Source organism: Cyanobium sp. Copco_Reservoir_LC18 (assembly GCF_009834675.1).
GTDB lineage: Bacteria > Cyanobacteriota > Cyanobacteriia > PCC-6307 > Cyanobiaceae > Cyanobium > Cyanobium minutissimum.
Map to the genome: position 1 here is coordinate 1 of NZ_ASAC01000026.1, position 14,190 is coordinate 14,190.

14 protein-coding genes are annotated in these 14,190 nt (G+C 70.3%); 7 read left to right on the forward strand and 7 right to left on the reverse strand.

Annotated elements, in window-relative coordinates:
* Nucleotides 1-4,834 (reverse strand): cadherin domain-containing protein (locus tag L107_RS14285; RefSeq protein ID WP_201295911.1); only part of this gene is annotated, 4,834 nt, incomplete at its 3' end.
* A 132-nt stretch (nt 4,835-4,966) separates the two neighbouring features.
* On the reverse strand, nt 4,967-5,539 hold the full coding sequence (locus tag L107_RS14290) for a peroxiredoxin (protein ID WP_159819956.1): 573 nt from the start codon (nt 5,537-5,539) through the stop codon (nt 4,967-4,969).
* A gap of 184 nt (nt 5,540-5,723) precedes the next feature.
* On the opposite strand from L107_RS14290, the gene L107_RS14295 reads away from it, so the two are divergent.
* Nucleotides 5,724-6,230, forward strand: a complete 507-nt coding sequence (locus L107_RS14295; RefSeq protein ID WP_159819958.1) for a DUF1993 family protein — start codon at nt 5,724-5,726, stop codon at nt 6,228-6,230.
* A gap of 5 nt (nt 6,231-6,235) precedes the next feature.
* On the opposite strand, the gene L107_RS14300 is transcribed toward L107_RS14295, so the two are convergent.
* The 4 genes from L107_RS14300 to L107_RS14315 are packed head-to-tail and all read right to left on the reverse strand — an operon-like array spanning nt 6,236 to nt 8,621.
* Nucleotides 6,236-7,276, reverse strand: coding sequence for a DUF3326 domain-containing protein (locus tag L107_RS14300; RefSeq protein WP_159819960.1), 1,041 nt, complete (start codon nt 7,274-7,276; stop codon nt 6,236-6,238).
* Complete coding sequence (locus L107_RS14305; RefSeq protein ID WP_159819962.1) at nt 7,273-7,494, reverse strand: hypothetical protein; 222 nt, start codon at nt 7,492-7,494, stop codon at nt 7,273-7,275. The genes L107_RS14300 and L107_RS14305 overlap by 4 nt, the downstream gene beginning before the upstream one ends.
* Nucleotides 7,491-7,820, reverse strand: a complete 330-nt coding sequence (locus L107_RS14310; RefSeq protein WP_159819964.1) for a 2Fe-2S iron-sulfur cluster-binding protein — start codon at nt 7,818-7,820, stop codon at nt 7,491-7,493. The genes L107_RS14305 and L107_RS14310 overlap by 4 nt, the downstream gene beginning before the upstream one ends.
* Before the next feature lie 42 nt (nt 7,821-7,862).
* Entirely contained in the window at nt 7,863-8,621 is a 759-nt protein-coding gene (locus tag L107_RS14315) for a TIGR02466 family protein (RefSeq protein WP_201295912.1), read from the reverse strand.
* Between the two features lie 293 nt (nt 8,622-8,914).
* On the opposite strand from L107_RS14315, the gene L107_RS14320 reads away from it, so the two are divergent.
* The 6 genes from L107_RS14320 to L107_RS14345 all read left to right on the forward strand — a co-directional run bounded on the left by L107_RS14320 (nt 8,915) and on the right by L107_RS14345 (nt 13,284).
* On the forward strand, nt 8,915-9,568 hold the full coding sequence (locus tag L107_RS14320; RefSeq protein WP_159819966.1) for a hypothetical protein: 654 nt from the start codon (nt 8,915-8,917) through the stop codon (nt 9,566-9,568).
* The gene (locus L107_RS14325; RefSeq protein WP_159819968.1) at nt 9,546-10,262 is read left to right on the forward strand and encodes a DUF4336 domain-containing protein; all 717 of its coding nucleotides are present in this window, start codon (nt 9,546-9,548) and stop codon (nt 10,260-10,262) included. Before L107_RS14320 ends, L107_RS14325 begins: the two co-directional genes overlap by 23 nt.
* Nucleotides 10,259-11,239: an NAD(P)-dependent alcohol dehydrogenase gene (locus tag L107_RS14330; RefSeq protein WP_159819970.1), complete on the forward strand. Its 981-nt coding sequence runs from the start codon at nt 10,259-10,261 to the stop codon at nt 11,237-11,239. The genes L107_RS14325 and L107_RS14330 overlap by 4 nt, the downstream gene beginning before the upstream one ends.
* Nucleotides 11,240-11,245: 6 nt before the next feature.
* Nucleotides 11,246-11,653 (forward strand): MGMT family protein, encoded by a 408-nt coding sequence (locus L107_RS14335; RefSeq protein ID WP_159819972.1) that lies wholly within the window; start codon nt 11,246-11,248, stop codon nt 11,651-11,653.
* A gap of 148 nt (nt 11,654-11,801) precedes the next feature.
* On the forward strand, nt 11,802-12,830 hold the full coding sequence (locus tag L107_RS14340; RefSeq protein WP_201295913.1) for an HD-GYP domain-containing protein: 1,029 nt from the start codon (nt 11,802-11,804) through the stop codon (nt 12,828-12,830).
* A 22-nt stretch (nt 12,831-12,852) separates the two neighbouring features.
* Nucleotides 12,853-13,284: a PPC domain-containing DNA-binding protein gene (locus L107_RS14345; RefSeq protein ID WP_159819976.1), complete on the forward strand. Its 432-nt coding sequence runs from the start codon at nt 12,853-12,855 to the stop codon at nt 13,282-13,284.
* Here the strand turns inward: L107_RS14345 and L107_RS14350 are convergent.
* Nucleotides 13,235-14,185: a F0F1 ATP synthase subunit gamma gene (locus tag L107_RS14350; protein WP_159819978.1), complete on the reverse strand. Its 951-nt coding sequence runs from the start codon at nt 14,183-14,185 to the stop codon at nt 13,235-13,237. The genes L107_RS14345 and L107_RS14350 overlap by 50 nt on opposite strands.
* Nucleotides 14,186-14,190 lie beyond the last annotated feature (5 nt).

Below are 14,190 nucleotides of genomic sequence, written 5' to 3' on the forward strand. Positions count from 1 at the left end.
TCGCGAAACCGGGGCCGTTGATCACACCCGCCTGCACGGCCGCACCCTCGGCCAGGTCGGTCACCGTGATGGTGAAGGCCTTGGTGTAGCGGTTGCCGGCGCTGTCGGTCACCTGCAGCGTCACGCTGCGGGTGGCGCCCGCCTCGAAGTCCAGCGCAGCGGTGGTGAGCAGTTGGTTCCCATCAAGGCGGAACAGCCCATCCGGATTGCCGTTCGGCGCGAAGGAGAACACGAACGTGTCGTTCCCATCCGGGTCCGTGGCCGACAGCTGGCCCACGCGCGTGGCGGCGGGCAGGTTCTCCAGCACCACCGCATTCGTGAGGGTGATGTCGGTGGGAGGTCGGTTGGCGCCGCCGATGGGCGCGGTGTCGTCATCGAGGATGGTGGCGAGGAAGCCGGTCGCACCCTCGAGGCTGGCGCCGGTCGGGTCCTCAACGGTGAGCTGGAAGCTGTCGTCGGCCTCGGACACCGCATCGGCGCGGGCGGTGACAACGATGGTCGCCGCGGTGTCGCCGGCGGCGAAGGCGAGGGTATGGACCCCGCCCGCATCGGGCAGCAGCGTCGTGCCGCCGAGGGTGACGCGCAGGATGTCGTCCGCGGTGAAGCCGGCGGTCTGCGCCGCGATGCGGAAATTGACGGTCGAGGCGAACTTGTCCGCCTGGCCGGTGCGCGTGAAGGCGAAGGCGAAGTCGGCGCCGGCCTCGCCGCCGGGGCCCGGGGAGGGGTTGCCTTCCGCCACCGCGATCGCGCCGAGGCGCTCGACCGAAATGGTCGGCGGCACGTCGTCGTTGGCGAAGCTGCCCTCGAAGCTGGACGGGCCGGTCAGGGTGCCGTCGCTGACATTCTCGACCGCGAGGATGAAGCGGGCATCGGTCTCGATCGCCGTGTCGGCCCGGGCGGTGATGGTGAGGGTGCGGCTCGTCTCGCCGGCGGCGAAGGTGAGGGTGAACAGGCCGCTGGCATCGGGCGTGACGGTGTTGCCGGCATCGGTGACGCGCAGCAGGTCGTCGGCGCCGAGGCTGCCATCGGGCGAGAGCAGGCTGAAGATGATTGAGGTGGCGAACTTGTCCGTCTGGCCGGTGCGGCTGACGGTGAAGGCGAAGGCGCCGCCCTCCTCGCTGCCGGGGGTCGGGTCGCCTTCGGCCACCGCCGTCGCGGTGCCGACGCGGGCGACGGAGACGGTGGGCGGGACGTCGTCATTGGCGAAGGTGCCGGTGGCGGAGAGCGGGCCGGTGGTGGAGAGCGTGACGCCCGTGCCGCCGGTCAGCGTCAGGCGCACCGCCTCGTCGGCCTCGGGCAGGGTGTCGCCGGTGGTGAAGACGGAGATGGTGCGGGTCGCCTCGTTCGCCGCGAAGGTCGCGACGAAGGGGCCGAAGCCGCCGCTGATGCCGTTGCCGCCGTCCACGACGAGGCCGATGTCGGCGGCGGTGAGCGAACTGCCCGGCGCGGCATCGAGCACGAAGGTGACGGTGGCCGCCTGGGAGAGGTCGCCGCTGCGGCGGATGACGAACTCCAGCGCCGGGTTGAACGAAGCGGTGGGGTTGTCGCCCTCGTTCACCGTGCCGGCGTCGGCGGTGTCGAGCGAGACGGTCGGCAGCGCCGGTGGCGTGTCGTCGTTGGCGAAGGTGCCGGCGGCGGCAAGCGGGCCGGTGGTGGAGAGCGTGACGCCCGTGCCGCCGGTGAGCGTCAGGCGCACCGCCTCGTCGGCTTCGGGCAGGGTGTCGCCGGCGGCGTAGACGAAGATGATCTCGGTGTCCTGGCCTGCGGCGAAGGTGGCGGTGAAGGGCCCGAAGCCCCCGCCGAGCCCGTCCCCGCCGGCCGCGACGAAGCCGATGTCGGCGGCGGTGAGCGCGCTGCCTGGCGCGGCATCGAGGACGAAGGTGACGGTGCCGGCCTGGGAGAGGTCGCCGGTGCGGCGGATGACGAATTCGAGCGGCGTGTTGCTGGTGGCGAGCGCGTTGTTGCCCTCGTTCACCGTGCCCACGTTGGCGGCGTCGAGGGCGGCGGTGGGCGGCGGCGGGGCGTCGTCGTCGAGGATGGTGACGCGGAGGCTGTTCGCGGCGCTGTCGATCACCGCGCCGGGCGGGCCGGTGACGATGCTGTCGAGCGTGACGACGAAGTCCTCGTTCGGTTCGTCGATCGCGTCGGGGGTGATGCGGCGCAGGACCTCGACGGAGGATTCGCCCGCGGCGAAGTTCACCAGGAAGCCGGTGCCGAAGCCGCCGTCCAGGTCGGCCGCGTCGGCCGAGGTGCCGCTGGGCGCGGGGCCCGTGAGGACGCGCACCTGCGCGGCATCGAGCGGGCCGGTGCGCTCGATCCTGTAGGAGAAACCGATCTCGGTGCCGGTGCCTTCCGTGACGGTGGTGGCGGCGCTGCGCAGGCTGTAGGTCGGCGTCGCCGCCGCCGCGGTGAGGGTCACGCGCTGCACGCCGTTGGCGCTGCCGCCGTCGGCCGCGGTGTCGAAGGTGAGGATGTTGAACTGGTAGGTGTCGAGCGCGCGGCCGGGCTCGAGGGTGAAGGTGAAGCTCTCGATGCCGGTGCGGCCACCGCCGATGTCCACGCCGCTGCTGGTGGTGGTGACGAGGGCGTTGCCGTCGACCCCGGCGATGGCACCTTCGCCGGGGCGGCGGGCATTGCCGAAGAAGGTGTCGTTGCCGAGGATCTGGGCGGCGGTGACGGTGACACTGGTGGCCCCGGCGGCCACCGTGATGACGTTGTCGGTGAGCGCGGGCTGCGGCGTGCCGACGTTGAAGGTGACCTGGCCCTGCGCCTGGCGGCCGAGCGGGTCGATGATGGTGTAGACGAAGGTGTCGCTGCGGTTGGTGAAGCCCGCGACGAATTCGAAGCCGAAGCCGTTGTCGGCCGGGTCGGTCACGCCCAGCACGCCGGGGATGGGGCGTTCCAGCACGCGGAGCAGCTGGCTGTCGGCGTCCGGCGGCCCGAAGCCGTCATCCGGCGTGAGGTCGAAGGGCACGTTCCACAGCCGCACCGTGCCGGGCATGACGCTGTCGTTGGCGAGCAGCTCGCGGGACCAGACGATGCCGTAGCCGGGCACGCTGCCGTCGAAGATCGACCGGCCGTCGCCGATGCCCCATTCCAGCGTGTCGGCCACCGCGACGGGCGCGGGCGGGGCGGGGGTGAGGAAGCTGATGGTGCTGGCCGGGCTCTCGGCGCCGAGCGAGGTGTCGCGCAGCGTGAAGTTCAGCGCGAAGCCGCCGCTGTAGCCGGGGGCGAAGGTGAGGTCCACGCCGGTGGCGGTGACGGTGAAGGTGGCACCCGCGCCCGTCGCCCCCAGGATGCTGCCCATCGCGAGCCCGTCGAGGTTCGGGTCGAAATGGCCGAAATGCCCGACGATCTCGTCGAAGCTGATGGTGAAATGGCTGCCGGGCGTCACCACGCGCGCGAGCGGCACGGCGACGGGCGGGCCGTTGTCGATGTTGATGGTGACTGAGGCGGTGCCAGGCACCCCGGCCAGGGTGTATTCAAAGTCGGCGACGGTGCCGAAGGGGAACGGCCAGGTGACCACGATGCCGCCGCGGCCCGGATCATCGACGATGCTGCCGCCGCTGCCGATGAATTCGTTGGAGAAGCCATTGAACACCGCGCTCGGCCCGTCATTGGCCAGCAGCACGGCATAGGGGATGAAGGTCTCCCCGCCCCAGCTGCCGCGAACAACGTCGTCCTGCGCGCTCACCGGGTTGATGGTGACGGTGGCGATGCTGCCAAGATCGGCGGCGCCGAGATTCTCCTCGGCCAGGGTGCGGTAGGTGAAGCTGACCGGCGCCGTGAGCGGCTGGGTGAGCGTGACTTCCAGCAGCCCCTCCGGATAGAGCCCAGGGTTGTAGCCCGCGGCGCTGATGGCGGCTGCGTCGAGCAGCACGCGGAAGGTCATGCCCGGCCCGCCGGCCGGGGCGGTCGGGATGAGGTCCACCAGCGTCAGGGTGCCGCCATCCGGGTCGAAATCGTTGGCGAGCAGCGTGCCGATGTCGATCAGCACCAGGTTGCTGGCGAACAGGGCCGAGATGCTGTCGCTGATCGACCAGTGCGGCCGTCCGCCGTTCTGGTTGTTGGTGGAGCCGTCCAGCAGATCCGCGAAGGCGACAGTCGTGAGCGGCACCGCGCCGCCCGCGAGGTCGAGGGCGCTCACCCCGAAGGCGACGGCCTCGAACTCGGTCAGCGTCGCGCGGACCTCGCCGGCCGGGATCACCCCCGGGTTCGATTGGACGACATCAACAGGGCCGCCCGGCGTGGAGAAGCTGTAGTCCTCTGGCCGGCCCGGCAGGGCGAGTGTGTCCTCCCCATCGCCGCCCTGCAGGCTGTCGAACAGGGTGGGCGATGGATCCGGCCTGCCCGGCGAGAGGATGTCGTTCTCCGCACCGCCGAAGATCTGGTCCTGGCCATCGCCGCCGTCGATCGCATCGTCGCCGGGCCCGCCGCTGAGGATGTCGTTGCCGCCACCGCCGTCGATGCGGTCATTGCCGGCGACCGTCGAGCCCGGCGCGCCGAACAGGTCGAAATCGTCGCCGGTCAGGTAGTCGCTGTTGGCATCACCGATCAGCGTGTCGTTGCCGGCGCCGCCGACGCCGGTGTCGATGCCGGGGGCACCGGCAATGATGAGGTCGTTGCCTGGTCCACCGTCGAGGAAACCGAAGCCGCTCAGGCTGGTGATCAGCGTGTCGTCCCCGTCCTCGCCGAACAGCTCGTCGGCCTCCCCGGCCCCGGCCCCATTGCCGCGGACCAGATCGTTGCCCCCCCCGGCGCGGATGACATCACCGATACCAACCGCGCCATCCAGGGTGTCATCACCAGGGGTGGGGTGGGGTAGACCTGCCATGGCGCTCTGGCTGGGTGATCACCACGGTTTTTTTAGCCAAATCTCACCAGCCTTGGGGTCGCCCCGGCGACACCAGCAAAAGCCCCCGCTCCTGACCAGGAGCGGGGGCACAGGGCGGCCGGAGGCCAGGCCTCAGCCGACGAACTCGCGGCTGGGGGCGGAGACGCCGGCGGGGGCGGTGCCCTTCAGGTAGGCCAGCATGGTGTCGGCGTCCGAGCACTCGAAGGGGTCGGTGGGGCAGTTGTCCTCGAGGCCGGGCTCCACGAACATCTTCTCGATGGTGCCGTCGTTGACAAGCATCGAGTAGCGCCAGGAGCGGGCACCGAAGCCGAGGTTGTCCTTCTCGACCAGCATGCCCATCTTGCGGCTGAACTCACCGTTGCCGTCGGGCAGCAGGAACACCTTGTCGGCGCCCACCTGCTTGCCCCACTGGAACATCACGAAGGCGTCGTTGACCGAGATGCAGACGATGCTGTCAACGCCAAGGCCCTTGAACTCCTCGTACAGGGCCTCGTAACGGGGCAGGTGGTTGGAGGAGCAGGTGGGGGTGAAGGCACCGGGGAGGGAGAACACCACCACCTTCTTGCCCTTGAAGATGTCGTCGGTGGTGAGGTCCTGCCAGCGGAAGGGGTTGGGACCGGGCACGGACTCATCGCGCACACGGGTCTTGAAGACGACGCTGGGGACCTTTTCGATGGCAGCCATGTGAATGTGTGAAGAACGACTTGACGACGCGCCGCCCGGAGCAGCGATCGCAGAGAGCTTAACTCGCAATCGGTCCGCCTTAGGGGGGAAACCGGCTGAGTGTTTCTGCTCATCGCCGCGGCCGGGCCACCCCATCGACCGGCCTACAGTCCGCTTCGCCTGCCCCCGGCCCCGCGCCCCAGCCATGACCCTCTCGATGTTCGAGGCGGCCGTTCCGCCCCTGGCCCGCAGCCTGACCAACCTCAGCGGCATCCTGGCCAAGGCGGCCGCCCACGCCGAAGCCCGAGGCATCGATCAGGCCGTGCTGCTTCAGGCCCGCCTCTACCCCGACATGTTCCCCCTGGTGCGCCAGGTGCAGATCGCCACCGACATCGCCCGCCGCGGCCTGGCCCGCCTGGCCGGGGTGGAGAGCACCGCGATGGCCGACGACGAATCCAGCTTCGCCGACCTGATCGGCCGCATCGAGACGACCCTCACCAGCCTCGCGGCCTTCTCCAGCGATCAGATCGACGGCACGGAAACCAGGGCGATCGAGCTGCCGATCCGCGGCGAGACCCTCCACTTCAGCGGCCAGAGCTTCCTGCTGTTCTTCGTCCTGCCCAACGTCTACTTCCACGTCACCACCGCCTACGACATCCTGCGCCACAACGGCGTGGAGCTCGGCAAGCGGGATTTCCTCGGCGAGCCCTGAGGCTTTCAGGCCAGGGGCCGCCGCAGGGACCCCGGATCGATTCCCTCCCGCAGGGCCAGTACGATCCCGGCCGCCTCGGCGTAGCCGGCGGCCGGAATCACCGGCAGCCCCAGGGCCTCGCCACCCACCTGCAGCAGGCAGGGGTTCCCCTCCACAGCGATGACGGGCACGCCCCGCTCGGCGCAGGCCAGCACCGCCTCCCCCCCCAGGGCCCCCGCCGGGGCCACCACCGCCCCGAGATCAGCGCCGTGCAGCAGCCCGTGGCCGCTGGCCGGCTCCGGCCGCAGCGAGGGGGCCCGACTCAGCCCCACCAGCACGCAGGGCAGGAAGGTGTGGCCCAGCTCCTCGGCCGCCGCCCGCGGATCCAGCCCCGGATCGGCCGCCAGCGGCGCCAGGGCGGGGGCATGGGCGCAGGGCACGCCCAGGTGGCGCACCAGCAGGTGGCTGATCACGGCCTCCGCCCCGGCCAGGGCGTCGACCCCCGTGCCGTGGCGGTAGGCCGCCAGGGCGTCGCTGCCGGGCTCGTCGGGAAAGCGGGCCACCACGGCAATGGCCGTGGCCCCGGCCGCCAGCAGGGTTTCCCCGGCCCGCAGCAGGGCATCAGGCCGGCCCAGGCTGCCCCAGCTGCTGCCGCTGGGTCCGATCGAGAGGCCCACCTGCAGGGGGGCCTCGCTGCTGAGCACCGGGCCGATCGTCAGCCCCAGGCTGGCGCGGCAGGCGTCGATCACCTGGCGGTGGCGCAGCAGCAGCTCCGCTTCGATGCCCGCATCCAGCAGCACGCCCACCCGTTGCGATGGCACCGGAGCGAGGGCCAGCTCAGCGGCGGCGAAGCGGTCGAGGCTCCAGCCCTCCACGTAGTGGATCCGCCGGTCGCTCCAGTAGAGGGAGGCGGCGTTCATCACGTTGGGGTGGGTGATCAGGCAGCCGCTGGCCGCCGCCAGCAGCCGGGCCGCCGGCAGGCCGTCGCCGGCGAAGCCGCCCACGGCGCAGCCCACCCCGGTGGGGATCACCAGCAGGGTGGGCAGGGGCGGGGCGGCCGCGCTCAAGGGCCGGCAGCGGCGGTCGGCGTCGACGCCGGGCCCACCACGATCCCCTCGAGCCGCAGGCCGCGGCCGGGGTCGGCCGCCGTGATCGCCCAGCGCAGGGGCTCGGCGCCCTCACCGGCCAGGCGGCGGGCCTCCTGTACCAGCGCCTGCCGCAGCTGGGGCCGCAGGGGGCCGGGGGACAGCCGCAGCCACAGCTCCAGGGGCACCAGGGTGCTCACTTCTGGAACTGACCGAACTGGGCCTCGTAGAGGGCGTCCTCCTGGCCGGCCACCAGGTCGAGGTCGGAGAGGGGATAGGAGACGCACAGCAGGGCATAGCCCTTCGCCTGCAGCTCGGCCTTCACCCCCATCGCATCGGGCTGGTGCACGGTGCCGCTGTGCAGCAGGGCGGCGCAGGTGGTGCAGACGCCCGAGCAGCAGGAGCTGGGGAGGGGCACCCCGGCCGCCTCGGCGGCGCTCAGCACCGTCTGGTCGCTGCGGCAGGGGAAGACGTGGGTCGCGCCGTCGAGGCTGGCGGTGATCTGGAAGCTGGTGGGCTCGGACACGGGGAAAAGGGGTCTGGGAGGGGCGGCGCGGAGGGGGGCGGCTCAGGCTCCCGGGTCGGCCCCATCCTCCCCGATCGCCAGCCAGCGGCCGGGGTGGGGGGCGAGGTACTCGCCCGGCTCGGCCGCGGTCGCCGGGGCCGTGAGCACGAAGTCGATGCTCAGCGAGAAGCGGGTGTCGTCGGGGTCGCCGTTGGGCAGCACCGCATGGTCGACGCTGGAGGGAAACAGCAGCAGCAGGCCGGCCCGGGGCGCCACGTCGTGCCAGGGGCGGTTGAGGGCGGCATCGGTCCCGATCGGCCCGTCCTGACCCACCGCCAGCCCCGGCACCAGCTCGTTCACCTGCCGGGGGGCGAACAGGCGCAGGCAGCCGCTGCGGCCGCTGCCGTCGCCGTTGAGGTAGTAGATGGCGCTGAGGTGGGCGTTGGGATGGTGGTGGCGCCCCACCTGCTCGCCGGCCTCGCTGATCACCGGCCAGCTGCGCTGCACATGCAGGCACAGACGCCGGCGGTCGAACCCGAGCGCGGCCAGATACGCCCAGGCATGGAGGGCCAGCCGGCCGATCAGGGGGGCGAACAGGGGGTCGCGGTGCAGCTCCCCGGCACCGCGCACATCGCCGGTCCAGGCCACCCCCTCCTCGCTGGGGTGCCGCTCCCGCAGCTCCAGCGCCCGCTGCAGCAGCAGGGCGGTGTCCAGGGGATCGGGCGCCAGCTGCACCCGGCCCAGGGCCATGGGGAACAGGGGCTCGATCGCCAGGGCGGGGGCCTCAGCCTTGGGGGTGACGGGGGCGGCGGCATCGGGCATGGGCGGCAGGCGACCGGTCCCAGGAATGCTGCCGGACCGGTCCGCCGAGGAGGGACGACAGGCGGCTGACGTGACCATCGGTGGGTGCGATGGGGAGTGAGGCAGGTTCACTCCTTCGACCCGTGATCTCAGCCGCGAACGCCGAGCGTCCAACGGGGTCATGGCGTTCGGTGGTCCCATCACAAGGCCCCGGACGTGTCCATCCGCAGAACGACCTCAGGTAACCTCCGGACAGAGAAGGAAAGGCTGGATCTGGCCGGCCCACCGTTCCCGATCCTGCGTCGGCTGGATTGATGCCCCCCTCCGCCGACCCATCCTGGGCTGCCCCGGCCCTGCTTGCGGGCTTCATCGCCGCCCTGGGCTATGGGGGCAGAACGGCGATCGAAGTGGTGGTTCAGCTGCGGAGAACCGCACAGGAACGCCGGAGTCGGCTGGCGGAGCTCTACGCGCTGCTGCGCGCCGGCGACGCGGCCTATGCAGCCCAACGCAAACTGCTGAAGCGGCTGGCCGCCCAGCTGAAGGGTCGTCTACCGGAGACAGCTGCCCTGGAGCCTGGATACGAACGGTTGTTTGCGGACACCTACGCGGCCATGGATGGGGAGGAACGGCAGCTGCATGGATTGATACGAGCGATGACCATGCACACGATCCGACCCCTGAATCAATCGCTGCTGGAGTGGCTGCGCTCCGACCGCTACTTCCGGGCAGCCCCACCGTCCCACCGCCGTCTGGGCCAACTGGCGTTGTTTCTGACGCAGCTGGAGGCCCATCTGGTGATCTGGGCAGCCAAGTATGAAGCCTGGATCCCGGACCATCCGGACCATGCGCTGGTGTTCCTCGCCGATGAGGACCACCATGGCGTGGCTTTCCCCAAGGGTGGGGCGGCCATCCTTGCCAGGGTGCTGCGTCATCCCCATCCTTCCCATGCTCCACCGCCTCGCCGATGATCTCTGGGTGGCCGAACAGCCGCAGACGTACTTCGGCCTGAGCATCGGCACCCGGATGGGCGTCATCCGCCTGGAGCCCGGCAACCGGCTGGTGATCCTCTCGCCGATTCAGCCGACCCCCGCCCTCGAACGGGACCTGGCCGCCATCGGTGTCGTCACCGATGTCGTGGCGCCCAACGCGTTTCACCATCTCCATCTCGAGGCCTTCCGGCAGCGCTTTCCCCGGGCGACCGTGTGGGGTCCGCCCGGCCTGAAGCAGAAGTGCCCCCATCTGGCGCTGGATCGTCTGCTCAGCGCCGAAGATCCCTCCCCCTGGCCGGGATTGCTCCTGTGCAGCCTCAGCGGGCTCCACACCCTGGGGCCCAGCGGCCCCTCGCCGCTGCACGAGGTGGCCTTCTGCCACACCCCCAGCAGGACGCTCATCCTGACCGACAGTGCCTTCCACTTCGATGCCACCGCCCCCCGGCTCACCCGCTGGGTCACGCGGGTCGGCGGCGGTTACGGTCGCCTGGAGCCCTCCATACTCGAGCGCCTGGCCACCACCGACCGTGCCGCGCTGCGCAGGGCCATGCAGGCCGTCCTGCGCTGGGACTTCGACCGGGTGATCGTCGCCCACGGCGCCGTGGTGGAAGCGGGCGGCAAGGAGGCCCTCGCCAGGGCCTACAGCTCCTTTCTCGGACCCCCCCTGCCATGAAAGCCATTGTCGCCGAACGCTACGGGCCGCCGGAGGTGCTCCAGATCCGGGAGCTCGCCACACCCACCCCGAAGGACGATGAGATCCTGATCCGGATCCTTGTCACCACGGTCAGCTCGGCGGACTGGCGGATTCGCAGCCAGACGGTGCCGGCGGGTTTCGGGCTGATCATGCGACTGGTGTTCGGCCTGCGGAAACCCCGGCAGCCCGTCCTCGGCTCGGAGCTGGCCGGCATCGTCGCCGCGGTGGGCCCGCGGGTGAGCCGCTTCCGGGTGGGCGAGCGGGTCTTCGCCTTCAGCGACACCCGCCTCGGCTGCCATGCCGAGTACCTCTGCCTGCCCCAGGACGGTCTGGTGGTGGCCACCCCGCCCGCCCTCTCGGACGAAACGGCTGCGGCGCTGTGTTTCGGCGGCACGACGGCCCTGGATTTCCTGCGCCGGGCGAGGGTACGACCCGGCGAGAGGCTGCTGGTGAACGGGGCCTCCGGAGCGGTGGGCACGGCCGTTGTCCAGCTGGCCCGCCGCGCCGGAGCTGAGGTCACCGGGGTGTGCAGCACGGCGAACCTCGATCTGGTGCGTCGCCTCGGGGCGGCCCATGTCATCGACCACACCCGGGACGACTTCAGCCGGAACGGCATCACCTACGACGTGATTGTCGACACGGTCGGCAACGCCCCGTTCGCGCGCTGCCGTCGCTCATTGAAACCGGGTGGAAGGCTGTTGCTGGTGCTGGCCGGGCTGCCCGAGATGCTGCGGGGGGTGTGGGTGTCGCTGACGAGCGACCGACGCGTCATCGCCGGACCCGCGACCGTGAAGGTGGACGATCTGCACCATCTGGCCGCCCTGGCGGAGGCGGGAGCGTTCCAACCGGTGATCGACCGGATCTATTCCTTCGAGCAGATCGTGGCGGCCCATCGGTATGTCGACACGGGACGAAAGAAGGGTAATGTGATCATCGATCTGCGCGGCCATAGCTAGTCCTCGATGGCGAAGTCCGAGGCTTTTGCGCGCATCAAGGGGCAGGTTCTCACGGTGGTCGCGTCGATTCCCGAATCGAAGCTCACCACCTACCAATCGATCGGCGAGCATCTGGCGGTGATGCCCAGGCATGTCGCCTACATCCTCAGCCAGCTGGAGGACGGCGCCAAGCTGGATGTCCCCTGGTACCGGGTCGTGTCAGCGGATGGAAGCCTGGGCGTGACCAAACGGGATCCCAATGGCGACACCCAGGCCGAGCTGCTCCAGCGGGAGGGGATCCCCGTGGTGGGCAATGCGGTCGGTCCCCCGCTGGCGTCCGTGATGGTCCCGGCCGCCGCTCTGGCCCACGGAATCCCCAGGCAGGAGCGCCCGGCCGTGAGCCGCCGTGCAGCAGAACAGATGCGAGGACGCTGACAGCGGTGTAGCGTGAAGACAACAGAAACACACCGACCGCCGTTGCAGGCGCTTCGTGCCGTTCTGCTCCTCTGGGATTGAGGCGGATATGGACGCTTCCATAGGGAAGGGAAACGGCTCCAATGGCGCACGGTCAGCGGCCCTACCCGTGGCGACCTGCTCCCCCTCCGGTCTGTCGTTGCCGTTGGAGCAGGCCCTGACGGAGCGGATGAAGGAACTCCACTGCCTCCAGCAGATCGAATCCATCATCAGCAGCAGCCAGGGCCCGATCGACGCCATGCTCGAGCAGATCGTGGCGACCATCCCGGAGGCCTGGCTGCATGCGGGCAGCGCCGTCGCCAGAATCCGACGCGGCGAGCGCTGCTATCAGACGGGCGATCTGGAGCTCTGCCGGTCGGTGCAGTCCGCGGAGATCAGGGTCAGGGGCACCGCCCACGGGTCGGTGAGCGTGGGCTACATCGACCGTTTCGAGGCGGCCGGCGAGGGCCCCTTCCTGGCGGAGGAGCGGCTGCTGCTCGACACGATCGCCACCCGTCTCGGCAGCCTCATCGCCAGGGAGCTGGCGGAGGCCGGATGGGTCGACACCCTCAGACAGCAGGAGCTCCTCTACCGGCAGCTGCTCTCGGTGCTGGGGGGGATGGCGGAGATGCGGGACCCCTACACCGCCGGTCACCAGAAGCGGGTGGCCAACCTGGCGGTCGCCATCGGGGAAGATCTGGGACTCCCGCCCAGGGAACTGGAAGGCGTGCGGCTGGCGGCGTCCGTGCATGACATCGGCAAGATCACGGTGCCGGCGGAGATTCTCTGCAAGCCCACCAAGCTCAGCCGCCACGAGTACGACCTGATCAAGGAGCATGTCGAGGCCGGCCACGAGATCCTCAAGGACGTGGCCTTCCCCTGGCCGATTGCCCGCATCGTCCTCGAACACCACGAGCGGATGGACGGCAGCGGCTACCCCAACGGCCTCGCCGGCGACCAGCTGCTCCTGGAATCCCGCATCGTGGCGGTGGCCGACGTGGTGGAGTCCATGTGTGCCCACCGCCCGTACCGGGCGGGACTGGGATCCGATGCCGCCCTCAGGGAGATCGAAACCAACCGCGGTCGTCTGTACGACTCCGCGGCCGTGGATGCCTGTCTGGGGGTCTTCCGCGACAAGGGCTACCGCTGCGGCTCCTGACCCCTCGGGCCAACGCCACGCCATGACGTACCACCCCCTCCGTCTGCCGCCGGGTGTGGATCTGCGCAGGGAACTGGAACAACGGGTCCGGGCGGATCCGGAGCTCTGCGGCTTCGTGGTCTGCGGGATCGGCAGCCTGGAGAGTCCCGTGCTGCGCTTCGCAGATCAGGACGAAGGCACCGTGCTGGCCGGTCCGCAGGAGGTGATCCTGCTGGCAGGGAGTCTGAGCAGGGACGGAGCCCACCTGCACCTGGTGGTGGCGGATGCCGAGGGCCGCACGATGGGCGGCCATCTCTGCCACGGAAGCCGCGTGCGAACGACCATGGAACTGCTGCTGGTCCGGACCGAAGGCTGGCAACTGGGCCGGGAGCGGGATGCCGCCACCGGCCACCTGGAGCTGAGCGTCAGCCCATCGCCGCCGCGCCACCCACCACTTCCAGGATCTCCTGGGTGATGGCGGCCTGGCGGGCCTTGTTGTAGTCGAGGGTGAGGGTCTTGGCGAGCGCCTTGGCGTTGTCGCTGGCGTTGTTCATGGCCGTCATCCGGCTGGCCAGTTCGCTGGCGGCGGCTTCCTGGAGGGAGCGCAGCAGCTGGTTGGCCAGGTAGAGGGGCAGCAGGGCATTGAGCAGCTGCTCCGGGCTCTGCTCGAACACGAAGTCCGGTTGCAGGGCCGGCTGGGCGTTCTCCACCTTGCCGATCTCCACCCCGAGGCGGCCGTCGCGGGTGATGAGACGGAAGATCTCATCATCGGAACTGGCGATGCCCTGGGGATCGAGGGGCAGCAGGGTCTGGACCACCGGCTGGGAGCTCACCAGGTTGATGAAGCGGGTGAAGACGATCTCCACCCGGTCGGTGCTGGCGGAGAGGAACTCGGCGAGCACTTCGTTGGCGATCTCGCCCGCCTCCTGGGAGGTGGGCACCTGTTCCAGGCCGGTGAAAGTGGCCCGGATCGGGTAGGAGCGGTTGGTGAAGTAGGTGATGGCCTTGCGGCCCATCAGCACCATGTCCACCGTGAAGCCCTGGCCCTTGAGCTCGGCGAAGCGCTGCTCGGCCCGGCGGATCACGTTGGCGTTGTAGCCGCCGCAGAGACCCCGGTCGCCGGTGACCACCAGCAGGGTGATGGTGCTCACCGGCCGGCGCTCGGCCAGCAGCGGTGAGTCGGCACCCTCGAAGCCCATGCGGGACTCGAGATTCTGCAGCACCCGGGCCAGACGGTCGGCGAAGGGGCGGGTGCGCAGCACCTGCTCCTGGGCACGGCGCACCTTGGCAGCGGCCACCAGCCGCATGGCTTCGGTGATCTTGCGGGTGTTCTTGACCGAACTGATCCGGTCACGGATTGCCTTGAGATTGGCCATCGGTG